At 67.7% G+C, this 22,920-nt stretch carries 29 protein-coding genes; 13 read left to right on the top strand and 16 right to left on the bottom strand.

What is annotated here, in order from left to right:
- The first annotated feature begins 13 nt into the window (after positions 1–13).
- On the top strand, positions 14–841 hold the full coding sequence (locus tag QUE68_RS12940; RefSeq protein WP_284226483.1) for a glycoside hydrolase family 16 protein: 828 nt from the start codon (positions 14–16) through the stop codon (positions 839–841).
- A gap of 4 nt (positions 842–845) precedes the next feature.
- Here the strand turns inward: QUE68_RS12940 and QUE68_RS12945 are convergent, their stop codons facing one another.
- Positions 846–1,394, bottom strand: coding sequence for a TetR/AcrR family transcriptional regulator (locus tag QUE68_RS12945; RefSeq protein WP_284226484.1), 549 nt, complete (start codon positions 1,392–1,394; stop codon positions 846–848).
- A 54-nt stretch (positions 1,395–1,448) separates the two neighbouring features.
- On the opposite strand from QUE68_RS12945, the gene QUE68_RS12950 reads away from it, so the two are divergent.
- Complete coding sequence (locus tag QUE68_RS12950; RefSeq protein WP_284226485.1) at positions 1,449–1,961, top strand: hypothetical protein; 513 nt, start codon at positions 1,449–1,451, stop codon at positions 1,959–1,961.
- Here QUE68_RS12950 and QUE68_RS12955 read toward each other — a convergent pair.
- Positions 1,936–2,454, bottom strand: coding sequence for a hypothetical protein (locus QUE68_RS12955; protein WP_284226486.1), 519 nt, complete (start codon positions 2,452–2,454; stop codon positions 1,936–1,938). The two genes, QUE68_RS12950 and QUE68_RS12955, sit on opposite strands and share 26 nt — an antisense overlap.
- Positions 2,455–2,686: 232 nt before the next feature.
- Between QUE68_RS12955 and QUE68_RS12960 the strand changes: the two genes are divergently transcribed.
- The gene (locus QUE68_RS12960; RefSeq protein ID WP_284226487.1) at positions 2,687–3,946 is read left to right on the top strand and encodes a cytochrome P450; all 1,260 of its coding nucleotides are present in this window, start codon (positions 2,687–2,689) and stop codon (positions 3,944–3,946) included.
- Here QUE68_RS12960 and QUE68_RS12965 read toward each other — a convergent pair.
- A complete protein-coding gene (locus QUE68_RS12965) occupies positions 3,939–4,247 on the bottom strand; it encodes a hypothetical protein (RefSeq protein ID WP_284226488.1) in 309 nt (102 codons plus the stop codon). The genes QUE68_RS12960 and QUE68_RS12965 overlap by 8 nt on opposite strands.
- A gap of 127 nt (positions 4,248–4,374) precedes the next feature.
- Between QUE68_RS12965 and QUE68_RS12970 the strand changes: the two genes are divergently transcribed.
- From QUE68_RS12970 to QUE68_RS12980, 3 genes are all read left to right on the top strand, one after another.
- A complete protein-coding gene (locus tag QUE68_RS12970; protein ID WP_284230909.1) occupies positions 4,375–5,109 on the top strand; it encodes a helix-turn-helix transcriptional regulator in 735 nt (244 codons plus the stop codon).
- 67 nt (positions 5,110–5,176) lie between these two features.
- Complete coding sequence (locus QUE68_RS12975; protein WP_284226489.1) at positions 5,177–5,899, top strand: FadR/GntR family transcriptional regulator; 723 nt, start codon at positions 5,177–5,179, stop codon at positions 5,897–5,899.
- Positions 5,896–6,558, top strand: a complete 663-nt coding sequence (locus QUE68_RS12980; RefSeq protein ID WP_284226490.1) for a sterol desaturase family protein — start codon at positions 5,896–5,898, stop codon at positions 6,556–6,558. The genes QUE68_RS12975 and QUE68_RS12980 overlap by 4 nt, the downstream gene beginning before the upstream one ends.
- On the opposite strand, the gene QUE68_RS12985 is transcribed toward QUE68_RS12980, so the two are convergent.
- The 3 genes from QUE68_RS12985 to QUE68_RS12995 form a co-directional block, all read right to left on the bottom strand.
- Complete coding sequence (locus QUE68_RS12985) at positions 6,542–7,267, bottom strand: L,D-transpeptidase (protein ID WP_454786359.1); 726 nt, start codon at positions 7,265–7,267, stop codon at positions 6,542–6,544. The genes QUE68_RS12980 and QUE68_RS12985 overlap by 17 nt on opposite strands.
- Before the next feature lie 75 nt (positions 7,268–7,342).
- Positions 7,343–7,951 carry a Pr6Pr family membrane protein gene (locus tag QUE68_RS12990; RefSeq protein ID WP_284226491.1) on the bottom strand — a complete coding sequence of 203 codons (609 nt, stop codon included), beginning with the start codon at positions 7,949–7,951 and terminating at the stop codon, positions 7,343–7,345.
- A 1-nt stretch (position 7,952) separates the two neighbouring features.
- Positions 7,953–9,209, bottom strand: a complete 1,257-nt coding sequence (locus QUE68_RS12995; RefSeq protein WP_284226492.1) for a DUF7159 family protein — start codon at positions 9,207–9,209, stop codon at positions 7,953–7,955.
- 285 nt (positions 9,210–9,494) lie between these two features.
- On the opposite strand from QUE68_RS12995, the gene QUE68_RS13000 reads away from it, so the two are divergent.
- Entirely contained in the window at positions 9,495–9,716 is a 222-nt protein-coding gene (locus tag QUE68_RS13000) for a hypothetical protein (RefSeq protein WP_284226493.1), read from the top strand.
- Here the strand turns inward: QUE68_RS13000 and QUE68_RS13005 are convergent.
- Entirely contained in the window at positions 9,693–10,661 is a 969-nt protein-coding gene (locus QUE68_RS13005) for a threonine ammonia-lyase (protein WP_284226494.1), read from the bottom strand. The two genes, QUE68_RS13000 and QUE68_RS13005, sit on opposite strands and share 24 nt — an antisense overlap.
- On the opposite strand from QUE68_RS13005, the gene QUE68_RS13010 reads away from it, so the two are divergent.
- Positions 10,660–11,178, top strand: coding sequence for an acyl-CoA thioesterase (locus QUE68_RS13010; protein WP_454786254.1), 519 nt, complete (start codon positions 10,660–10,662; stop codon positions 11,176–11,178). The genes QUE68_RS13005 and QUE68_RS13010 overlap by 2 nt on opposite strands.
- Positions 11,175–12,218 (top strand): agmatinase, encoded by a 1,044-nt coding sequence (speB, locus tag QUE68_RS13015; protein WP_284226496.1) that lies wholly within the window; start codon positions 11,175–11,177, stop codon positions 12,216–12,218. The genes QUE68_RS13010 and speB overlap by 4 nt, the downstream gene beginning before the upstream one ends.
- A 9-nt stretch (positions 12,219–12,227) precedes the next feature.
- On the opposite strand, the gene QUE68_RS13020 is transcribed toward speB, so the two are convergent.
- The 4 genes from QUE68_RS13020 to QUE68_RS13035 all read right to left on the bottom strand — a co-directional run bounded on the left by QUE68_RS13020 (position 12,228) and on the right by QUE68_RS13035 (position 15,194).
- Positions 12,228–13,112 carry a cyclopropane mycolic acid synthase family methyltransferase gene (locus QUE68_RS13020; protein WP_284226498.1) on the bottom strand — a complete coding sequence of 295 codons (885 nt, stop codon included), beginning with the start codon at positions 13,110–13,112 and terminating at the stop codon, positions 12,228–12,230.
- A gap of 87 nt (positions 13,113–13,199) precedes the next feature.
- A complete protein-coding gene (locus QUE68_RS13025) occupies positions 13,200–13,499 on the bottom strand; it encodes a putative quinol monooxygenase (protein ID WP_284226500.1) in 300 nt (99 codons plus the stop codon).
- A 22-nt stretch (positions 13,500–13,521) separates the two neighbouring features.
- Complete coding sequence (locus tag QUE68_RS13030; RefSeq protein ID WP_284226502.1) at positions 13,522–14,409, bottom strand: TIGR03854 family LLM class F420-dependent oxidoreductase; 888 nt, start codon at positions 14,407–14,409, stop codon at positions 13,522–13,524.
- Positions 14,409–15,194, bottom strand: coding sequence for a class I SAM-dependent methyltransferase (locus QUE68_RS13035; protein ID WP_284226504.1), 786 nt, complete (start codon positions 15,192–15,194; stop codon positions 14,409–14,411). Before QUE68_RS13035 ends, QUE68_RS13030 begins: the two co-directional genes overlap by 1 nt.
- Before the next feature lie 46 nt (positions 15,195–15,240).
- Here QUE68_RS13035 and QUE68_RS13040 point away from each other — a divergent pair, with 46 nt between their 5' ends.
- Positions 15,241–15,705 (top strand): SRPBCC family protein, encoded by a 465-nt coding sequence (locus QUE68_RS13040; protein WP_284226505.1) that lies wholly within the window; start codon positions 15,241–15,243, stop codon positions 15,703–15,705.
- 30 nt (positions 15,706–15,735) lie between these two features.
- Here QUE68_RS13040 and QUE68_RS13045 read toward each other — a convergent pair whose 3' ends face one another.
- The gene (locus tag QUE68_RS13045) at positions 15,736–16,197 is read right to left on the bottom strand and encodes a hypothetical protein (RefSeq protein ID WP_284226506.1); all 462 of its coding nucleotides are present in this window, start codon (positions 16,195–16,197) and stop codon (positions 15,736–15,738) included.
- 237 nt (positions 16,198–16,434) lie between these two features.
- Between QUE68_RS13045 and QUE68_RS13050 the strand changes: the two genes are divergently transcribed.
- A complete protein-coding gene (locus QUE68_RS13050) occupies positions 16,435–16,950 on the top strand; it encodes a nuclear transport factor 2 family protein (protein WP_284226508.1) in 516 nt (171 codons plus the stop codon).
- 4 nt (positions 16,951–16,954) lie between these two features.
- Here the strand turns inward: QUE68_RS13050 and QUE68_RS13055 are convergent, their stop codons facing one another.
- Positions 16,955–18,880 (bottom strand): flavin-containing monooxygenase, encoded by a 1,926-nt coding sequence (locus tag QUE68_RS13055; RefSeq protein ID WP_284226509.1) that lies wholly within the window; start codon positions 18,878–18,880, stop codon positions 16,955–16,957.
- Positions 18,881–19,026: 146 nt separating this feature from the next.
- Between QUE68_RS13055 and QUE68_RS13060 the strand changes: the two genes are divergently transcribed.
- Positions 19,027–19,413 (top strand): hypothetical protein, encoded by a 387-nt coding sequence (locus QUE68_RS13060; protein ID WP_284230913.1) that lies wholly within the window; start codon positions 19,027–19,029, stop codon positions 19,411–19,413.
- A 46-nt stretch (positions 19,414–19,459) separates the two neighbouring features.
- A complete protein-coding gene (locus tag QUE68_RS13065; protein ID WP_284226510.1) occupies positions 19,460–20,743 on the top strand; it encodes a cytochrome P450 in 1,284 nt (427 codons plus the stop codon).
- Here QUE68_RS13065 and QUE68_RS13070 read toward each other — a convergent pair.
- The 3 genes from QUE68_RS13070 to QUE68_RS13080 form a co-directional block, all read right to left on the bottom strand.
- Positions 20,740–21,240, bottom strand: coding sequence for a hypothetical protein (locus QUE68_RS13070; RefSeq protein ID WP_284226511.1), 501 nt, complete (start codon positions 21,238–21,240; stop codon positions 20,740–20,742). The two genes, QUE68_RS13065 and QUE68_RS13070, sit on opposite strands and share 4 nt — an antisense overlap.
- Before the next feature lie 104 nt (positions 21,241–21,344).
- Positions 21,345–21,722: a cupredoxin domain-containing protein gene (locus QUE68_RS13075; protein WP_284226512.1), complete on the bottom strand. Its 378-nt coding sequence runs from the start codon at positions 21,720–21,722 to the stop codon at positions 21,345–21,347.
- Between the two features lie 57 nt (positions 21,723–21,779).
- Positions 21,780–22,910, bottom strand: coding sequence for a glycosyltransferase (locus QUE68_RS13080; protein WP_284226513.1), 1,131 nt, complete (start codon positions 22,908–22,910; stop codon positions 21,780–21,782).
- Between the last annotated feature and the right edge of the window lie 10 nt (positions 22,911–22,920).

The raw sequence follows: 22,920 nt of genomic DNA on the forward strand, positions 1-22,920 counted from the left end.
TTACATGGTGGACATGCCTGAAATGGATCGTCGCCGGATGTTGATGACGGGTGTCGGCCTGCTGGGTGCGGCCGTCGCCCTCCCCGGAGCCACGGCCCACGCGTCGCGCGGAGACCTGCCCGCCGCTCCCCCGCCGGTCAAGTACCTCTTCAGGGACGAGTTCGACGGGCCTGCCGGCTCAGCGCCGGACGCTTCCAAGTGGGAGACCGCACTGGCCCGCGAGGACATGGAGGACCCGACGTTCTGGGAGCTGCCCGGCAACGTCGGGCAGTACCGCGACGATCGCCGCAACGTCTTCCTCGACGGCAAGTCCAATCTCGTCTTCCGCGCGGCCAAGGACGGCAACACCTATTACAGCGGCAAGCTGTTCGGCAAGTACCGGGGGCCGATCGGCACCACCTGGGAAGCGCGCATCAAGCTGAACTGCCTGACGCCCGGCGCGTGGCCTGCTTGGTACCTGGCCAACAACAACCCCGTCAACGGCGGCGAAGTCGACATCATGGAGTGGTACGGCAACGGCAGTTGGGCGTCGGGCACCACCGTCCACGCCAAACTGAACGGCGGCGAGAACTCGAGCCAGACTGTCGCCTTCGACAGTGCCTGGCACACCTGGCGCGCCAAGTGGGATGCCGACGGTATCCGCTTCTGGAAGGACTACGTAGACGGGGCGCAACCGTACTTCGACGTGCCGGCGACCGCGCTCCCGGATTGGCCGTTCAACACCCCGGGCTACACCCTGTTCCCGATCCTGAACCTCGCCGTCGCGGGTTCCGGTGGCGGCGATCCGTCCGGCGGCAGTTACCCGGCGGACATGCTCGTCGACTACGTCCGCGTCTGGTAGCCGTTCACCCGAAGAGTAGGGCGCTGGCGCGCCGCAGGATCTGCGCCCGGGTGCGCCCGTCATGCTCGGCGGCGACGAAGTGGTTGCCGATGGCGAGTGAGAATGCCAGCAGCGCAAGGGGTTCGACGTCATCGGCATCGTCGGTGAAGGTTGCGATCTGCGAGCGTAGATAATCCATTCTGCCGTTGTCGACCCGCTTGAGTCGTTCGGCGACTGCCGCGTCCCGGCGAGCCCAGTCCCGAACGGCGAGGTCGACCGGCAACAGCGCGGCCGAGAACGTCAGCATGCCCGCATAGGTGACCTTGGTGCGGGCGTCACCGCCTTCGCGTTCGACTCTGTCCAGGACGTCGTCGGTGCTCCGGCGCTCCCAGGTATCGAGCAGTTCATCGAGAAACGCTGGCCTGCTGTCGAATTGGTGATAGAAACCGCCCCGCGACACCCCCATCGTCTGCGCAAGTACGTCGACCCGCACGGCATCGGGACCGCCGTCCGCGAGCGCCGCCAAACCGGCGTCGATCCACTCCGCGCGCGAGGTGCGGGTCGGTGCGGGCATCAGGACCACCCGAAAGGCATTGACATGTCTCGAGAATAAAGCATACAGTTGTGTATGGTTGATATCGCGAACGAATTGCCCCGCGTCACGCAGATCGATCCGCCGCCGGAGGTCCGCGCCCTCAGCAGCCTGCCCAGGGTCGACTACGCGGACGCGTTCCTCGTCCAAGGCGACGCGCCGCCGGATTGGACTGCTCGCCGCTGGGCCGGTGCAGTGCTGGAGGAGCCGCCCGCCGAGCTGCGGGCGACGCTGGCGTCCGGCTGGGCGGCGCTCGGCCTGAAGAGCGTGACGTCGGCCGACTCGGTCTCCGGCTGGTCGGTTCGTCGCGTGGACACCGACTCGCTGCTACTCGGCAGACGTTCACGCATCGGCATGCCGGGTGAGCTGCTGTTCACCAGGCGCCCCGAGGGAATGGTCTTCGCCACGTTCGTTCAGCATCGGACTGCGGTCACCCGTCCGCTGTGGGCGTCGGTGAAGTCCGGCCACGTTCGTACCGTGCGGGCCCTCTTGGAGAGGGCCGCTCGCGCCGCGAGCGACGAGGTCAGGGCGTCGGCGGGAACGGACTGAGCGGCGGCGCAGGGGCAGGCGCGGGCGCCGCAACCGGATCGACCGGCCGTAGCGGCACGTTCGGACCGGGGGCCTGAGCGGGGATGGGCGTGTTCATCCCACGCTGGGCGACGCCCAACAGCAGGGCCTCCTTGCCGCTGATCTCCTGGTTCTGCACGGCGTGCCACAGGTCCCTGAGGTAACTCACGTTCGGTGACTCGCCGGCCACCACACTGGGGTCCATCGTCGAACCCGGGGGCAGGGCATCCGGGCTGGCGAGGTGGGGGACGCCATTCGGGGGCACCGGTGGGGCGTCGGGGCCTGCGGCCTGGACGGTGATCTCGGAGTCGGGGGCCGGCGCAGGGGCGGGCAGGACCGTGACGGGTGCCGGGGGCGGCGGAACGGGGTCGACGGGGTCCGCGCCCGCCGGTGCGGCCACGCCCACGAGGGCCAGGAACAAACCCGATGCGCAGCCCGCTACCGCTGCCGCGTGCTTGACGGTGTTCGCCTTCATCTGCCGACCCTCTCTCCTGTGACCTCAGGGACTGATGGTGCTAGTGGGTGCATCAAGAATCACCCCATTTTCGTTACACGGCAATCCCCGATCATTTGTTTAACGAAGGTCTAATGATCGGCGAGAACACGTTCTACTCGTGAGTTTCCGAAACCGGCCGCGAGGCCCCCGATCTGTGGTGTAGCAATGCCATATCCCACTAGATCGCGTCGTCGTCAGGAGTTCTTCAGACATGCCGGACACCGTTGCCAGCCCCAACCTCCCGTCCGGTTTCGACTTCACCGACCCCGACATCTACGCGGAGCGCTTGCCGGTCGAGGAACTTGCCGAGATGCGCAAGGTCGCGCCCATCTGGTGGAACGAACAACCCCACGACGTCGGTGGCTTCGGTGACGGTGGGTTCTGGGTGGTCAGCAAGCACAAGGACGTAAAGGAGGTCTCGCGGCGCAGCGACGTCTTCTCCAGTCTCGAGAAGACCGCCCTACCGCGATATGCCGACGGCACCGTCGAAGGTCAGATCGAGACGGGCAAGTTCGTCCTGCTCAACATGGACGCGCCGCACCACACGCATCTGCGCAAGATCATCTCGCGCGCGTTCACACCCCGAGCGATCGAACTGCTCCGCGCCGACCTGGCCGTGCGCGCGCGAGAGATCGCGGACAGGGCTGCGGCGCTGGGGTCCGGCGACTTCGTCGAAGAGGTGTCCTGTGAGCTCCCGCTGCAGGCCATCGCCGGACTGATGGGCGTTCCCCAGGAAGACCGGATGAAGCTCTTCCACTGGTCCAACCAGATGGTGGGCGACATGGACCCGGAGTTCGCCAACAACGATGCGATCAGCGCCTCGGTCGAACTCATCACCTACGGCATGCAGCTGGCCGCCGAGCGCGCCGACAAGCCCGGTGAGGACCTCGTCACCAAGCTCGTGCACGCCGACGTCGAGGGCCACAAGCTGTCCGATGATGAACTCGGCTTCTTCGTGATCCTGTTGGCGGTGGCCGGCAACGAGACCACGCGCAACTCGATCACCCAGGGCATGATGGCGTTCACCGACTTCCCCGACCAGTGGGAGCTGTTCAAGCGGGAACGTCCGGCCACCACCGCCGACGAGATCGTCCGGTGGGCCACCCCGGTCACATCGTTCCAGCGCACCGCGCTCGAGGACACCGAGTTGGCCGGCGTGCAGATCAAGAAGGGCCAGCGGGTGGTGATGATGTACCGGTCGGCCAACTTCGACGAGGACGTCTTCGACGACCCGTACACGTTCGACATCATGCGTGACCCCAACCCCCACGTGGGTTTTGGCGGCACCGGGGCGCACTACTGCATCGGTACCAACCTGGCGCGGATGACCATCGACCTGATGTTCAACGCGATCGCCGATGCCATGCCCGACATCACCTCGCTCGCCAAGCCCGAACGACTTCGGTCGGGCTGGCTCAACGGCATCAAGCACTGGCAGGTCGACTACACCGGGACGTCGGCCGCTACGTGACCTCGTAGTCGAAGATCGAGCGCCAATAGTCCTCGGGAATCTCGGCGCCCGATTTCAGCACCTTGGCCAGGCCCGCTGCCATCGCGATGCCCAACAGGCCCAACCACAGTCCGGCCAGCGCGATGACGAGCCACAGGACGGTGGTGACGGCGGGCCACGGGGACACCACGGCCAGCGCAGGCGCGAAGAAGAAACCCAGCCCGATGTACCACGCCGAGCCGGCCCGATCGGACGTCATCACCCACCGGAGCCAGCCGGGGATGGGTGGCGGTGCGGGCGGGGCGTGCCGACGGTGAGGCATGCCTCCACGGTGCGCTCGCGAGGTAGTCCTCGCAATTACCCGTGACGTAGTGGAATGGCGTGCAGCCGCGGTCCAGACTGGTGGGGTGACGACGGCAGAGGCGCAGACTCCCCCGTTCGGCACTCTGATGCGCCAGTGGCGCCGTCGGCGCCGGATCAGTCAGCTCGACCTGGCGATCGAAGCCGACGTGTCGTCGCGCCACGTCAGCTTCATCGAGACCGGCCGCTCCTCTCCCAGCCGGGCCATGGTGCTGAGGCTGGCGGCGGTGCTCGACGTGCCGCCCCGCGAGCAGAACCAGATGCTGTTGGCGGCGGGGCTCGCTCCGGTGTTCGCCGAGCGGTCGCTCGACCATCCCGACATGGCTCCCGTGCGCGACGGCCTCGACAAGGTGCTCGCGGCCTACGAGCCGTATCCGTGCCTGGCCGTCGACCGCGGCTGGAACATCGTCGCGGCCAACGCCGGAGCAGGGCTGCTGCTGCAGGGGGTCGCGCCGCACCTAATGAATCCGTCGAACGCCCTGCGGATCTCGCTGCACCCCGACGGTTTGGCCCCGCGGATCCGCAACCTCGCGCAGTGGCGCCACCACGTCATCGGCCGGCTGCGCCGAGAGGTGGACGTCAGCGGTTCGGCGGTGTTGACGGATCTACTGACCGAAATCGCCTCCTACCCAGGGGGTCTCGATGACGGCCACGACTTCGGCGGGGTGGTCGTCCCGCTGGAACTGGAGAACGCCGACGGGTCGGTCCTGAGGTTCCTCAGCACGGTGACGACCTTCGGCACAGCGCTCGATCTGACCGCTGCGGAGTTGAGCATCGAGGCGTTCCTGCCTGCCGATGGCGTGACGGCAGCGGCACTGCGCTGACGGCCAGCGCGAGTTGCGACAGGTAAGACCACTTGACCTCTGGCCATCAGCCTGCCATGGTGGGCGGATGGCCCTGCAACCCGTCAATCGTCGATCGGTACCCGAAGACGTCTTCCAGCAGATCGTCGCGGAGGTGCTCAGCGGCGACATGCAACCCGGTGACGTGCTGCCCAGTGAGCGGCGTCTGGCCGAGGTGCTCGGCGTGTCCCGGCCCGCCGTGCGTGAGGCCCTCAAGCGACTCACCGAGGCCGGCCTCGTCGAAGTGCGCCAAGGAGATTCGACCACCGTCCGCGACTTCCGCCGCCACGCCGGGCTTGACCTCCTCCCCCGATTGCTGTTCCGCGCCGGCGAGGTCGACGTCACCGTCGTGCGCAGCATCCTCGAGACCCGGCTGCACAACGGACCCAAGATCGCCGAACTCGCCGCGCTGAGGCGACGGCCCGACCTCGCCGAGCTCCTCGAGGCCTCGATCGACGCCCTCGCCGCCGAACCCGATCCCGTCGAACGCCAGCGGCACGCGCTGACGTTCTGGGATCACGTCGTCGACGGGGCGGACTCCATCGCATTTCGGTTGATGTACAACACACTTCGCGCCACCTACGAACCCGCACTCCCCGCGCTGGCCGTCATGATGGCCGACGAGGTGGGTCGGCCCGATGCCTACCGGGCCATCGCCGAGGCGATCCGCGACGGTGATCCGTCGGCGGCGGAAGGGGCTGCCCGAGCACTGCTCGAGCCAGCGACCGCGGCACTGCTCGGCGTCCTCGATGAACTGGCGGCCGACTCGTGAGCACCACGGGCCGGCGCGGCTTCTCGCTCGCCGATGCCGGGCGGGAGTTCCTTGGACACCCGTCGCCCTGGCTGATCGGGGCCACTCTGGCCGGCGCACTGGCCGCCAGGGTCGTCGCCGGAGACTGGCAGCTCACCGACGCGTTGGTGCCGCTGGCGATGCTGGCGATGTTCCCGTTCTTCGAGTGGCTGGTCCACGTCGTCGTCCTGCATTGGCGCCCAAGACGTCTCGGCCCCCTCACCGTCGACCCGTTGCTGGCGCGCAAGCACCGCGAGCATCACGTCGACCCGCGCGACGTGCCGCTGATCTTCATTCCCTGGCGGGCCCTGCTGTGGATCCTGCCCGGGGCCATCGCGATTGCGCTGCTGGCGTTCCCGCGGACGGGCCTCGGGCTGACGTACCTGGTGTTCCTCGGCATGCTCGGTCTGGTCTACGAGTGGTGCCACTACCTGATCCACAGCGACTACAAGCCTGCGTCGCGCGCCTATCGCGCGGTCTGGCGCAACCATCGCCAGCATCACTACAAGAACGAGCACTATTGGTTCACGGTCACCAGTGCAGGCACCGCAGACCGGGTGCTGGGGACCTACCCCGATGCGGCCGCCATCGCGTCCTCACCGACCGCGAAGAACCTCCACGCGGTTACGACTGGACGATGATCGGATCGCCGATGCTGACCTGGTCGTAGTACCACCCGGCATTGTCGGGACTCAGGTTGATGCAGCCGTGGCTGACGTTCGAATTACCTTGTGACGCCACCGACCACGGCGCTGCGTGCACGTAGACACCGCCCCACGTGACCCGCACCGCGTCGTACACCGTCAGTTTGTAGCCCTCCGGGTCGCTCAGCGGGATGCCGATGGTCCGGGAATCCATGATGACCGGGGACTGCTTCTCCAGGGCGGTGAACGACCCGACCGGCGTGGTGTGCTTGGGCTTGCCCATCGAGGCGGGCATCGAGCGGGCCACCTGGCCGTCGATGCTCACCGTGAACGTGTGGGCGTCGATGTCGGCGACGCCGACGACCGACGCCCCGGCCTCGAAGCTGGTCTTCGCCCCGCCCACGGACAGGGCGATCGTCGAATGCGCCGGCCAGTATGAGCTCGGGTTCCATTGCAGTACATCGTTCTTCAGCCACACGAAGTTGCCCTGCGGGGCGTTCGCGGACGTCACGGCGAAGGACCGCTCGGCGGCGACGCGGTCGGCGACGGGCCCGGCGAACGTCACCGTCACCGGCATCGCCACCCCGACGACCTGTCCCGGGGCGGGCGAGATGTTCGCGACCGCCGCCGGTCCCGGAGCGGCGGCGAGGCCATGACCCGTCGAACTCACCAGCAGGAGGGTTGCCATGCCCGCTACCGAGAACACCTGACGCAGCGCATTACGCAATGGACCAACCTCCGAGTGACGGGCTTGCATGAATACTAGTTCGCTTCTCGAGTGCTAAGCGTTAGCCGGCCGTGGGCGAGCCACCGCGAGGAGCACGTAGCCCAGGCCCAGGAAACCCGCCGCGAGCACGGTGACGTTCATCGCGACTGCTGCCAGTCCGACGCTGCCGGGGTCGAGGAAGTAGTACGGCACCCGGCGACCCGCCCGGTTCAGCACGACCAACGCCAGGCCAAGGTAGGCGGCCGGATAGGCCAGCCAGACGAATGGTTGCCACCACTTCGTGGCGCCCGCTCCCCGGCCGATCAGCATCCAGTCGGCGACGGCGAGGATCGGGACGACGACGTGCAGCAGGAAGTTGGCGGGTGTGTAACCCATGCTGCGGTCGGTCAGCAGCAGATTCCAGACGACCCCCGCGACGACGACGTAGAGCACGACCGCCCCCCGAAGACCGGTGCGCGCGTCGGCCCGCCGGGAGAACAGCGTCCAGGCGTAGTACGCGGCGGCCAAGATATTCGCCTGATACGTGAAGGTGATCAGCCGCCAGCCCACCCCCGACCGCGAGGTCAGTTCGACGGCGATCAGGGCGAGTGCGACGGCGAGGATGATCGTCGCGCGCAGCGACACGCGCAGGACGGCACGGGCAGTGGGGGCTGGTGACGTCAAGCTAGCCCGGCCCGGGCGTCAGCTTCTCTTTGATGCGCGTCAGGATGCCCGGCTTCTTCGTCGGGACCGGCGGCACGTACGCGGGTGCGACGGAGGGCGGCAGCGGCGTTCCGGCCAACGGAGGTGCGAGCGCTGGATCCACCGGCGGGGCGAGACCCGGGGCGACGGGAACGGCGTCCGCGGGAGCCTGTTCGACGTAGGGCGCCTCGGCCGGGGTGTCCGCGACGGCGACCGGCGGCTCTTCGTATAGGGGCGGGAGTGCCTCCGGCGGAGGTGGTGGCGGCGCTGCCTCGACGACGGGGGCGGCCGGGATGGCGGCGGGGGGTGGCAGTGCCGGCGGAACGGCCCGGACCACGTCGGCCGGCTCGACCTTCGCGGCCGGGGCGGGGCTGGGCTGGGCCGTGCGGGGCGGGGACAGCTGCAGGCTGACCGCAATGGAGACCGACACGACGAAGGTCACCACGCCTACGGCCAGCATCGCCACCGGGCCCACGCTCGTCAGCGTCCGGCGACGCGCGCCGAACGCGCGGCCCTGGCCCGAGTCGTGGCGCGCGTCGACGACGAAGCCGTCACCGTCGAACAGGCCGAACGGCATGTCGTTACTCTGCGCCGATGCCAGCGCGGCGCCGCGGGCGAGCGCCAACTTCGCCTCCTCGGGCGCGAACACCGGTACCGACAGCGCGTCCTCGAGCCGGTCGAGGATGGGCTCCAGGTGACCCGCCGAACCGACCACGACCAGCGCTTCGGGCGCCCAGTCGGCGCGAGCGAAGATCGTGCTCAACCAGCTGATCAGGGCGTCATCGGAGTCGATGGTGTGGTTGAACGCCGTCTGCACCGCGCCGTCGCTGGTGTTGACGATCAGCGAGATGACCGACTCCGGTTCGACGACGCAGACCGCCGTCGTCGGGTAGCCCAGGACCTCCGCGATGCCGCGGGCCAGCGCTTCGGTGGCCTCCGGCATCCGAATGGCCACCACGTTGTCGAAACCGGACTCCGAGAGCGACTCCATCAGCATCGACGCCTGCTCATCGGCGTCCTCGCTCCACGTCACGCCGATCGAGTGCAGTCGCAGTCCGCGTGTGGCGGCCATGGCCTCGGTCCGCAGCACCGCGGCCGTGGCCTGCTCGGAGGTGATGGTGCGGTCGTCGCCGACTGCGAAGGAGTCGCGATCCATCGTCGCGCCGTCGGCGTCCTGGCCCTCGACGAGAACCAGACCGACGGACGTCGGAGTCATCGACAAGCCGAGGACCGCGTCCACATGTACCCCTTCGGAGCCACGAGGCGGCCACACTCGGGCAGCACCAGCGTGGAGAACCATTGCGAGCGACCTTACCCGTCGGTCCGACGGTGGGCGCGTCGGGGACGACGAACCCCTTCCATTTGGTGTAGGACGCGCTCTACCTCTTCTCCGTCGGCATCGGGACGTCGATGTCGGGGGCGTGCACTGACCAAAGCGCAGGCCTTGCCCGAAATGTGACCTGTCGTAAACCGAATCCGCCCTCCGGTCGCGCCATGATGAGGACGCGCGAACGAAGGAGGACTCATGTCGGCAACGGCACTTCTGGTGGACGTCGAGACTGCGCCGCTCGACGAGCAGGGCGTGGTCTCCGTACATCTCCTCGGGGTGGGCAACACCGCGGCCAGGTGCTCTTGCGGATGGGCCGGACGGCGTCGACTTCTCAGGGCCGCCGCCAAGCAGGATGCCTGGGCGCATGCGATGCGGGACCGGTGCTCGGTGTCGTCACCGCTGGTGTTCGCCTGGTGAACCGGTGAGGATCTCCGCCAGCAGCGCAGGTTCCACGTTGCCGCCGGAGACGATGACGACCGTCGGCCCCGGCGGGGTCGGACCTCGGCGGTAGGCGGCCAATGCCGTGGCGCCACTGGGCTCGGCCACCAGGTGCGCGCGCAGGGCAATGTCGCGGACGGCATCGCGAATGTCGTTCTCGGACACGGTGATCACGCCGTCGAGAAGCTTCTGTACGTGAGCGAACGTCAGCTGCGAGGGCTGTGAGCGAAGCCCGTCGGCGATCGTGCGATTGCGGTCGGCGATCGACCAGTCGACCCGGTGGCCCGCGGCGAGTCCCGCGGCGGTGTCACCTGCGAGTTCCGGTTCCGCGCCGATGACCTTGGCCCGCGGTGCGAGTGCCTTGACCGCGGTGCCGATGCCCGACGCCAGGCCCGCGCCGCTGACCGGGACGATGACGTTGGCCACGTCGGGCAGGTCCTCGACGATCTCCAGTCCGATGGTGCCCTGGCCGGCGATGACGTCGGGGTGGTCGAACGGCGGGATCAGGACCCCGCCCGTGCGCGCGACCACCTCGTCGGCGACCCGCTCGCGTTCGCCGGCGGCGCACAGCACCACCTCCGCGCCGTGGCTTCGCGTCGCGGCGATCTTGACCAGGGGCGTCTCCTCGGGCATGACGATCGACGCGCTGATCCCGTACTTCGCGGCGGCGTAGGCGACGGCCTGCGCGTGGTTGCCGCTCGAGTAGGCGACCACTCCGCTGGCGCGGGTGGCCTCGTCGAGCCGGGCGATCGCGTTGAACGCGCCACGGACCTTGAAGGCGCCGATCGCCTGCAGGTTCTCCGGTTTGAGCCACAGCGGGCGGTCGGGATCACCCCACGGCGCAGGGATCAGGGGCGTGCGGACCACCGAGCCGCGGATCCGTTCGGCGGCGGCACGGATGTCGTCGAGGGTGACCAGTCGCATGGTGTCAGTCTGTCAGCCGACCCGGGGCTGCAAGGGTGTCGGTGTGACCGATGCGTTCTCCCTGCCGATCGTGCCCCGCTACGCCGAAGTCGACCAACAGGGCGTGGTGTTCAACGGGCATTACCTGACGTGGTTCGACGAGGCGTCCACCGCCTTCTTCGACTACCTCGGCCTGCCGTTCACCGAGTTCGCCGCGTGGGGGCTCGACGTGCAGGTGGTGCACGCCGACGTCGACTTCCTGGCACCCGTCCGCTGGCGGGATGCCGTCCGCGTCGAAACCCGTTGCGCCGCGACCGGAACGACGAGTTTCACCCTGCGGTTCGACGTGCTCCGTCGCCGCCGGGACGGAGCGGACGTCGTGGCGGTGCGCGGACGGAACGTGTACGTCGTCGTATCGACCGACGACTGGACCAAGCGCGAGATTCCCACCGGTCTGCGGGCCGCCTTGACTTCCGTTGCGGGTCAAGGCCGCAACGCAGTGGACGACGGTGTCGAGAAAGGTACTGTCACCCCATGAGCCACGATCACGGGCCACACCGCGAACTTCCGCCGGGGATGGCTGAGCAGCTGGACCTGCCGTACGCGGGCCTTGCGACGTTCGGCCACCGACCCTTCCTCACCGAGCTCGAGCAACTCGATTCATGGCAGCCCGACGTCGCCATCGTCGGGGCCCCGTTCGACGTCGGCACGACGAATCGGCCCGGCGCGCGCTACGGCCCGCGGGCCATCCGTGCCACCGCCTACGAGCCGGGCACCTATCACATGGACCTCGGCCTGGAGATCTTCGATTGGCTCGAGGTCGTCGACTTCGGCGACGCGTACTGCCCGCACGGTCAGACCGAGGTGTCGCACGCCAACATCAAGGAGCGCGTCGCGGCGGTGGCCTCCCGCGGCATCGTGCCCGTCGTCCTCGGCGGCGACCACTCGATCACGTGGCCGTCGGCGACCGCGGTGGCCGACGTGCACGGATACGGCAACGTGGGCATCGTGCACTTCGACGCGCACGCCGACACGGCCGACATCATCGAGGGCAACCTCGCCAGCCACGGCACTCCGATGCGGCGCCTGATCGAGTCGGGCGCCGTCCCCGGAACCCACTTCGTCCAGGTCGGATTGCGCGGGTACTGGCCGCCGCAGGACACGTTCGAGTGGATGCAGGAGCAGGGCATGGTGTGGCACACCATGCAGGAGATCTGGGAGCGCGGGTTCAAGGCGGTCATGGTCGACGCCGTCGGCGAGGCCCTCGCCAAGGCGGACAAGCTGTACCTGTCCGTCGACATCGACGTGCTCGATCCGGCGCATGCGCCCGGCACGGGAACCCCCGAACCGGGGGGCATCACCAGCGTCGACCTGCTCCGGATGGTGCGCCAGCTCTGCTACGAGCACGACGTCGCGGGGGTGGACGTCGTCGAGGTCTCCCCCGCCTATGACCATGCCGAGCTCACGGTGAATGCCGCGCACCGGGTGGTGTTCGAAGCTCTCGCGGGCATGGCCGCCAGGCGGCGCGACGCCGCCGGCGCCGAGATGGGCCCGCCCGGTCGACGACCGCCGTCATGAGCTGCCGCGTCAGCTCTTGACGAGGGTGAACTGGCAGACGTCGGTGTAACCCTTCGCGAACAGCTCTGCGCAACCGGTCAGGTACCGCATGTAGCGGTCGTAGACCTCTTCGGACTGGATCGCGACCGCTTCGTCGCGGCGGGCCTCCAGTGCCGCCGCCCAGATCTCCAGCGTGCGCGCGTAGTGCAACTGCAGAGGCTGTACGCGCTCCACCTTGAAGCCGGCCTTCTCGGCGTGCTGCTTGACGGCGACGACCTGGGGAAGGTCTCCGCCGGGGAAGATCTCGTCCATGATGAACTTGAAGAACCTGATCTTCGTCATGGTCAGCGGCAGGGCGCGATCCTTGAACTGCTCGTCGCTGGGCTTGACGATGGTGTGCAGCATCATCACGCCGTCGGCGGGCAATGCCTCATAGGCCATTTGGAAGAAGTCGTCGTAGCGGTCGCGGCCGAAGTGCTCGAAGGCGCCGATCGACACGATCCGGTCGACCTTGTCGCCGAACTGCTCCCAGCCCTCGAGCCGGACCTCTTTGCTCCGCGGGCTTTCCGACTGTGCGAGAAGGTCTTTCACGTGAGCCTGCTGGTTCTTGCTCAGCGTGAGGCCGATGACGTTGACGTCGTAGCGCTCCACGGCTCGCTTGACGGTGGCACCCCAGCCGCAACCGACGTCCAGCAGCGTCATCCCCGGCTGCAATCCGAGCTTGCCGAGGGACAGATCGATCTTCGCGATCTGCGCCTCTTCGAGCGTCATGTCGTCGCGCTCGAAGTAGGCACAGCTGTAGGTCTGGGTGGGATCCAGGAACAGGCGGAAGAAGTCGTCGGACAGGTCGTAGTGAGCCTGCACGTCGTCGAAGTGCGGCTTCAGGTTCTTGGTGTCATTCTTGGTCTCTGGCAAGATTCAACCTTCGGCTACTCGTTGGTTTCGTCGACGGCTCCACACGTGCTGGAGAGCCTCTCCGTACGTCCGCGCAATTCCCGCAGACTACCCGACCCCCGAAGTCGACAGCCAATCGGTGAACCGCCGTCCGTTTGCTGGCCGTCCTGCCCGCCACCCACCCGAAGTGGGCCGGCGGCCGTCGTTCACGTCAGTGGGCGGGTGGCGGTACACGTTGATCCGACTCGGGTCGAGCAGGTCCGGCGAAACCGCGAAGTCAAGGCAGCCCGGAGCCGCCCGAGCCTGCCGGACGACGTCGACGCAACCGGCCAAATAGGCGTTGCGATCCCCCGGCGCGACGGTCAGATGTCCGGCGACGATCACGCCGTCGGCGTCGTTCGAACCCATGGGGCTCCCCTTCTGTCAGCGATCAGTTCTCCCGCGGCAGGAGTTCCGCCGCGAAGCGGTCGATGAACGCGTCGGTGCTGCCGCTCCCGGCCGGCCGGATGACGAACTTCGTCAGTCCGGCCGCCAGATAGCCGTCGATCATGCGGTGCAGTCGCGGCCATCCGTCGGCGATCAGCTCGGTCGGGTCGACGTCGGGACGACGGTGGCGGATCGCGGCGAGCGCGTCGTCGGGCAGCCCGCCGTCCGCCACGGCCACGTTGATCCCGTAGTGGTCGGGTTCGACGGCGCGCCCAGCCTCCGCAGCGGCGGCCTCGATGAGCTCACGCCCGCGTCGTGCCTCGTCAGGGGTGAGGAAGCTCCCCAGCCAGCCGTCGGCGAGCCTGCCGATGCGACGGAACGCAGCGGGGGCGGAACCGCCCAACCAGATGTCGAGTGGTTTCGCCGAGTGCGGTCCGACCGCGATCGAGGTCGCCGTGAAGAAGTCGCCGGCGAAGTGGGCGCCGTCGCCGGCCAGCGCCATCTTCAGGAGCCGCAGCGATTCGTCGAAGACCGCGGCGCGCTGCCCGTCGGGAACGACGAAGACGTCACGCTCTGCGGGCAGGGCGGAACGCAGGCCGAAGACCGGCAGGACGCGCTTGGGCGCCAGCGCCGCCAGCGACGCCAGCTGCTTGGCCACCAGCACCGGATGGCGACCGGGCAGAATCATCACCGAGGTGCCGACCTTGAGCTTGGTGGTACGGGCCAACGCGTGAGCCATGCCGATGAAGGGGTCGACGGCGTCTGTGTAGACCAACTCCGAGAACCACAGCGAATCGATACCCGCGGACTCGAGCCGGTCGACGAGGTGCGGCAGTCGTTCGGGACGGGCCTCTGGGCCTGCGGCGAGGCCTACCCCAAATCGGATCTTCATCACCCGCCAGTGTCCTCCCGGTGCAGACGAGCGCGCATCTGCATGAAGCGGAAGAGGCCGGGGGCACCGGCAATCGGCTCGTAGGCCGCGATCTGTTCCTCGATGAATTGGGCGCGTCGGTCCTCGGGCAGCCGGCTGGTCCACGCGGTGGACCCCATAGCGGACCACTGAAGGAACGCGTCACGGGAGCCGAAATCCCACTGCCGGTCGGTGACGAGGAGATCGTCGAGATGCAGGCGGGCCGCGGCGGCGAGGTCGCCGTAATGAGTTGGGTCGACGTGGACGAAGGGCGGATCGAAGCCTTCGAACCACTGCACCCACCGCGGCTCCCGGCAGAGTTTCGTGGCCACCGACTCCAGGCTGGGTCGCGGTCCTGCACACACCGCTTGGACGGTCAGCGATCCTCCTGGCCTCAACACCTCGGTGATCTGCCGCAGTGCACGCTCCTGCTCGGGCACCCAGTGCAGCGCGTTGAACGACACCGCGGCGGTGAAGCACTCGCCGAACGGCAGCGCTCGCACGTCGGCGACGACGAACCACGGACCCGAGTCGCGACCGCCGACCGACGCGGCGGCGGTGGCGACCATCCGGTGCGAAGGGTCTGCCCCGACCACCATGCCGTCGGGAGTGAGTGACGCGATGGCGCGGGTGAGGAAGCCGTCACCGCAACCCACGTCGAGAACCCGGTCGTCAGGACGGAACTCGAGGCCGGCCATCGCCTCACCGATCATCGTGCGCTGCAACCCGCTGAGTCTTGCGTAGTCCTCGCCGCTCCAGTCGGTCATCGGCCTATGGTGACAGCTCACCCCACGACCGGAGAAGGTTCACGACATGCAGGCAGCAGTCACCGTGGCGATGGACGCCCCCGCACGAGAGGTCTGGGATGTCGTCGCCGACGTCCGCAACACCGGCAAGTTCTCCCCCGAGACCTTCGAGGCGGAATGGCTCGACGGGGCAACGGGCCCTGCCCTCGGCGCGAAGTTCCGTGGGCACGTCAAGCGCAACGAGATTGGGCCCGTCTACTGGACGACGTGCCGCGTGACCGCCTGCGAGCCCGGCCGGGAGTTCGGCTTCGAAGTACTGGTCGGCGATCGTGCGGTCAACAACTGGCACTACCGGTTCACTCCCGTTGCCGGCGGGACCGAGGTCACCGAATCCTTTCGGATGACCGAAGGGCTGATGACCACCGTCTTCGGCCTCTTCGGCGGCCAACTACGCACGCGTCGCAACGTTCGCGACATGCGCAAGACGCTGGAACGCATCAAGGCCGTCGTAGAAGAAGGGCGGGTCGAGTAGAGAAGAGCCGGTAGAAGGAGAGCCGACAGCTTAGTTGAAGCCGACCCCGAAGATGGGGATCCACTGGCCGAACAGCCAGACGCCCCACTGCCGCGGGCCGTCGTTCCACACCGGGTTCAGGTTGTAGCCCCAGTAGTTCACCGACTGTGGTGGTGGTCCGCCGTTCCACTGGATCGGGGGTGGCGGGCCCCAACCCCATGGCGGCGCACCGTTGCGGTCGTCCCACCAGTCATGGCGATTGTTGCTCCACCAGAAGCCCTTGTCGTCACCGTGCCCTCGGCCGTTCCCGTTCCCGTTCCCATTGCCGTTGCCATTCCCGGGGCCGTTGCCGTTTCCGCACTGAGGCGGGCAGAAGTCGTCCCCGCCATTTCCCGGCTTCTGCGGGATGGGTGCGCTCGGTTGGGCGGATGCCACCGGTGCGATGGCGGGTATCGCGCCAAGGCCGAGGCCGCCGGCGATCATGGCGGCCGCGACCAGATTCTTCGATTTCATGTCGATCTCCTGCCTCGTGACGGCTGTTCGCGGTGTCCTCGTGGTGGCAACACCGTTCCGTTCACGCATTGTTTCCCCGTCCCCGTGTGAGAACCCCCACCATGAACGTCGCCGCCGGTCACGCGAGTGTTACGCCCCACGGAGGCGCCTGCGACGGATGTTGCTGCTGTGATTCATGTTTCGAGCCGGCGTGGGGGAACGGCGTGATTGCCATCGGTGCTGCGGTAGAACGACGGAATGAGTTCACCCGCTGGTCGATGGTCGCGCGCAGAGATCGAGGACGCCTTCACCCGGCAGCAGCAGGTAGTGGGCGAGATTGGCCGGAGTTGGGATTGGGCGCGCTATGCCGACCTGTTCACCGAGGACGCCACCTACAACGAACACACCTACGGGAAGATGGCCGGCCGGGAAGCGATCCGGGAGTGGATCGTGGCGACGATGAACGTCTTTCCCGGCAGCGAGATGCCGTTCTATCCGGTGTCGTGGTACTCGATCGACACCGACAAGGGCTGGGTGATCACCGAGATCATGAACCGGATGAAGGACCCCGGTGACGGCGCCGTCCTGGAACGCCCCTGCATCACGATTCTCAAGTACGCCGGTGACGGCCTGTGGAGCTACGAGGAGGACGCGTACAACCCGATGAACTTCCTGCCCATGGTGGCGGAGTACGTCGACCACTGTCTGAGCTGCGGAACGCTCTCCGCCGACGGTGCCGCCTTCGCGAAGAACATGGGTTGGCCGCAGGCATGATCCGTCAGCCGAAGACGAAGTCGCCGGGGTCGGGCACCCGGGTCCACGCCCAGTAGTCGACCAGCCGCCACGGACTCAGCGTGTACACCTCGCCATGGCTGTTCTTGTAGAAGGAGTGCTCGATGGACGGCTGTGACCACACCATCTTGCGCATTTCGGCCTGACTGCGCCGCACCCAGTCCTCGGTCCTGTCCTGCCGCGGTTCCATCGAGCGATGCCCTTCGGCGATCAGACGATCCAAACACTGTGTGATGTAACGCATCTGACACTCGGAGTGGAAGATGAGACTGCCGCCGCTGGCGAGGTTGGTACCCGGCCCGTACATGCAGAAGAAGTTGGGATAGCCGGGCACGGTGATGCCGAGGTACGCGGCGGGCCGCTCGCCCCACTGGGCGCGGAGGTCGCGACCATCGCGCCCGGTGATCGTCATCGGCCACAGCACTTCGGTGGCATGGAAGCCCGTGGCGAAGACGATCACGTCGGCGGGGTGATGCACACCGTCCGCGGTGACGACGCCCGCGGCCTCGATGCGCTCGATCGGCGTGCGGACCAGGTCGACGTCGTCGCGTGTCAGCGTCTGCAGCCAACTGCCGTTGTCCTGCAGCGTGCGCTTGCCCGTCGCCGGGTAGTCGGGCACGACCTTGGCGGCCAACTCGGCATCACCACCGACCTGGCTGGTGATCCACTCGGTGAACATGATGCGGGTGATCTCGTTGATCTCACTGACCGCGCGGCCTTGGTCGGGATAGTCGGCATCGACTCTGGCTGCCTCCAAACCCTTGTCACAGCCCGGCCAGAACAGTAGGAACCGGTACCAGCGGCCGTAGAAGGGCAGATGCCGCAATGCCCACTTCACGCCGGCTCCCACGGCGGCGTGGTAGTTCGGGTTGGGGAACATCCACTGTGCGGTGCGCTGGAAGACTGTGAGCTGGGCGACGTCGTCGGCGATCGCCGGGGCGATCTGGAAGCCGCTGGCGCCTGCGCCGATCATCGCCACGCGCTTGTCGTGCAGGTCCACCGAGTGGTCCCACTGCGCCGAATGAAAGGCATTGCCGCGGAAGTCTTCTCGACCTGCAATGGCAGGAATGTGCGGCCGGTCCAGCTGGCCGACCGCACTGATGACCGCCCGCGCCTCGAGGCTTTCCACGGTGCCGTCGGCCGCGCGCGTGCGAACGGTCCACATTGCTCCGGCGTCGTCCCAGGTGGCGTCGGTGACCTCGGTCTCCCACCTGACGTGCGGTCCGACGCCGTACTTGTCCATCACGCGTTGGAAGTAGGCCTGGAGTTCGGGTTGCTCGGCGAAGAAGTGAGTCCACTGGTCGGTCGGCTCGAAGCTGTAGCAGTAGAAGTGATTTCCCACGTCCACCCGTGCGCCGGGATAGGTGTTCTGATACCAGGTCCCGCCGGGGCCGGCGTTCTTCTCGACGATGGTGAAGGGGATGCCGGCCTCCTTGAGCCGAATTCCGGCCAACAGCCCCGACTCACCGCAACCGATGACGATGACGGGAAAGTCGTCGCGGGCGGCAGGCCGCGAGATCGGCGCGGCGCGCAGGTCCGTGCCGTCGAGCTCCATCTCCTCCAGCAGCATGGGCACGTACTCGTCCGGCACGGGCTCGCACACCAGCCACTCCATCATCTCCTTGAGGAGTTCACCGCTGATTGGTTCGGGTTCGGGGCAGCCGCGGTCTCGGTAGTCGCCGATCACCTCCACGGCGATCTTGCGGACCGCCGCCTTGTCCTCCTCGGACATGTAGCCCTGCACCTCGTTGAGGAACAGGCCCGCCGGTTTGAGTGCGCCGCGAATCAGTTCGGGATTGCCCGACATGTGGACCAGCGACAGCATCAACGTCGGGATGCTGACGTCGAGGAGCGCAGTGGCGATGTCCTCGTCCGAGGTCGTAAACGGTTGCCCTGCATGTGGGTTGCGCACGTAGAGGTGCTACCACGGCGCAGTGGCGACGCGCAGGGCATCGGCGCAACCCGGTCCTGCTGGTGGCACCGAGACCGCCGGAGTAGAAACGAGGTGTGACGAAGCGCGACGATTCCGAACCTGGCCTCGACCGGCGCCCCGCCGGGATGGACGACGACACGATTGCGGCGGTGGGGAAGATCTCCGAAGCACTCGAGTACGTCGAGCGGGCCCGCGGGCACCTGTACACCTTTCACCAGTTGATGGGCCATGCCGATCTGACGCTCGGTGAGGCGTGCGACGAGCTGAGGGAGGTGGGGCACGCGGCGACGGCCGACGATCTGGAGACCGAACTGGTCGGACGGAACGTGCTCTACGGCCGCTGGACGTTCCAGATCGTCGAGGAGTTCGACGACGGCTACTGGACCGAGTTCCGCGAACACGAACGGCGGGTCCGAGACCAGCTACAAGCAGGTGAGCGCCATGTCTTCGAGGCGAAGATGAAGGAGCAGCGACGCACCCACGGGAGAAGCGGGCACGAAGCCAGGCCCTGACGCTACGCTCGGCGACATCGCGTTCTCGACGATGAGGTGAGGTGGCGTGGGTATTTCGACACGGGTGAACGGGATGCCGCCGCCCGACGTGGCACTCGCCGACATCAATCTGGGGTCGTGGGACTTCTGGGCGCTCGACGACGACGTGCGGGATGGCGCGTTCGCCACGCTGCGCCGCGAGGCGCCGGTGTCACACCACCCCGAGTTCGTTCAGGACGGCTTCGAGCAGGGCCGCGGGCACTGGGCGGTGACCCGCTTCGACGACGTGTTCCATGCCAGCCGCCATCCCGAGATCTTCAGCTCGGCGCAGGGCATCGTCATCGGTGATCAGACGCCGGAGTTGGCCGAGTACTTCGGTTCCATGATCGCGATGGACGACCCTCGGCACACGCGGCTCCGCAACATCGTCAGGAGCGCGTTCACGCCGCGGGTCCTGGCGCGTATCGAGGACTCGGTGCGCGACCGCGCTCGGCGGCTGGTCGAGGCGATGATCACCGAGCACCCCGACGGGACGGCGGACCTGGTCTCCGCGCTGGCCGGGCCGCTTCCGCTGCAGATCATCTGCGACATGATGGGCATCCCCGAAGAGGACCACCAGAACGTCTTCGGATGGACGAACGTGATCCTCGGTTTCGGCGATCCCGAGATCACGGCGGACTTCGACGAGTTCGTCAAGGTGGCGATGGACATCGGCGCCTACGCCGCGGCGCTGGCCGACGATCGTCGGGCCCACCCAGGTGAGGATCTCACCACCAGCTTGGTGCAGGCCGAACTCGACGGGGAACGGCTGACCTCCGCCGAGGTGGCGTCGTTCTTCATCCTGCTGGTGGTTGCCGGCAACGAGACCACCCGCAACGCCATCAGCCACGGGGTGCTTGCCTTGAGCCGGCATCCCGAGCAGCGCGACGACTGGTGGAGTGACTACGACACCGTCGCCCCGACCGCCGTCGAGGAGGTGGTCCGCTGGGCGTCGCCGGTGGCGTACATGCGCCGAACGGTGACCAGGGATACCGAGCTGAGCGGGGTGAAACTCGCTGAGGGAGACAAGGTCACGCTCTGGTACGGGTCAGCCAACCGCGACCATGCAAAGTTCGACGACCCATGGACCTTCGACGTCCGGCGCCATCCGAACCCGCACGTCGGCTTCGGCGGCGGCGGCGCTCACTTCTGCCTGGGGGCCAATCTGGCTCGCCGCGAGATCACCGTGGCGTTCGAGGAACTGCACCGCAGGATCCCCGACATCACCGCCACCGAAGAACCCGCCAGGCTGCAATCCGCCTTCATCCACGGCATCAAGCGGCTACCCGTGGCCTGGAGCGCGGCGCGCTAGTTGATCACCCGGCGCGACTCGTCGTGCTGGGGCAGTTGTTCGGTGCGGCGGACTTCGTCGTGCTGGGGCAGTTGCTCTTCGCGGCTGATCTCTTCGCGCTGGGCGCTGTGCTTCTCGGCCTCGGCCTGGGCGGCGTCGACGTCGTCCTTGCGCCGCGGATCCAGCGCATCGGCGCGCTGCCATTCGTTGTCGAGGTGCTCACGCGATGACGCGGCCTCGTCGCGGTGCGACGCGGCCCTGTCGTTCAACCGCTTGGCCTCGGCGGCCTTGGCCTCGGCTTCGGCGGCGGCGGCACGCGCCTTGGCCTCGGTCTCCGCGGCGATCGCCTCCCGCTTCTCCACCCTGGCGTTCTCCCCGTGGAGTTCCTCGCGGATCCGGTCCGCCTCGGCGCGACGCTTCTTGTCGCGGGCACTACGCGCGAGGAAGGCTGCAGCCAGGATCAAGAGCAGAACGACTACGACCGCGATCACGATCAAAGTGACGGTATTGCTACCCATTTCGGGCTCCTTCGGCTCCGGGCACATCAGAAATTGACGTGCACGCTGCAGTCGTGATTTCCCGGAAACGCGCTCGTTCAAACCGTTATCCGGGAGCCGACGGACTACGTGACGATCAACGTTCCCTTCATGTTCGGGTGGTAGGTGCAGATGAAGGGGTACTGCCCCGGGCGCGTTGGCGCGGTGAAGGTCTGCTGTGATCCCCCGTCGACGTCGGTGTCGAAACCCGCGTCCGGCTTGGAGGTGACGGAGTGCTCCATCGAGTCGTCGTTCACGATGGTGACCACGGCTCCGGGTGAGACGGTGAGGGGGTCGCCGAACGCCATCCCCTTGATGGTGATCGTCGGCCCGGCGACCGCGGGGGCGGAGCTCACCACGGGGCTGGCGCCGTAATCGGCGCGCGGAGCGGGCGTGCTGCTGCATGCGGTGGCGAGCAGGGCGGTGACGAGCACCGTCCCGAGCGTCGTGCTAATGGTGGTCATGGGTCCTCTTCCGTCAACGGTGTGTGTGACGTGACACGAACCGTGGGCGAGCGGAGTTCAACGACGTGCCGGGCCTGGCGGGGAGTCGGCACCGAGGGCGTCGAGCATCCCCGCCGCCGACGTCGGCCAGGAGAACTGCTCGGCTCGCAGGCGGGCGCCGATGCGGCGGGACGATTCGGGCCTGCCGATCAGTGCCGTGACTGCCTTGGCGATCGAGTGGGGATCGTTGTCGGCCGCGGCCCCGCTCTCACCGGTGAGGATCTCGGCCAGCGCCGAGGTGTTGGAGACGACCGCGGGCGTTCCACAGGCCAGTGCTTCGAGCGCGGCCAACCCGAAGGTCTCGTGCGGGCCGGGGGCCAGGGCCACGTCCGCCGAGGCCAGGATCGACGCCACCGTGTCGCGACATCCGATGAACCCGGTGAAGGCGACCGGCAGCCGAGCCGCTTGCCGTTCGAGGCGGGTGCGCAACGGCCCCTCCCCCACGACGACGAGCCGCGCGTCGATACCCGAATCACGAAGAGCCATGAGGGTATCGATGCTGCGGTGGGCATGCTTCTCGACCGAGAGTCGTCCGCAGTGCACCAGGAGTGTCTGCGCCTGCGTCGCCCAGCGGTTGCGGACGTGCACCGAGCGCCTGCGGGGATGGAACTGGTCGAGGTCGACGCCGAGTGGGACCGTGAGGACGTTGCGGGCGTCGATGCGGTCGAATTCCTCGCGCGCGAACGCCGTCGTGCAGACCACCGTGTCGTACTGGGCCGCGGTTCTGCGGTTGGCGGCGTCGGCGACGGCGCGGGCCAACCGACGCGGCAGGAACTGGCCCGCGAGCCGATCCAACCGTTCGTGCGAGATCATCACCGTCGCGACGTCGTGCCGACGACCCCACGGTCCCAGCGAGCGCAGGGTCAACCGGTCGGAGACCTCCAGGGCGTCGGGCCGCAGCTGGGTCAGCAGGGCGGCGACCGGCCGCGGGAGCACTGCGCGATAGCCGCCGGTGAATGGAATCTGCCTGGCGGGCAACGAAATACGCACCACACGGGAGTCCATCACCTGTGTCGAGATATCACGTCCCGGCACCACCAGGAAGACCTCGTGGCCCGCGGCACAGTACTCCGCGCCAAGTCGGTCCACGGCCGTCCGCAACCCGCCGGACCGCGGACCGTAGAAGTTCGCCACCTGTACGACCCGCATGTCTCATCAG

It is taken from the genome of Mycolicibacterium sp. TUM20985 (genome assembly GCF_030295745.1).
Lineage (GTDB): Bacteria > Actinomycetota > Actinomycetes > Mycobacteriales > Mycobacteriaceae > Mycobacterium.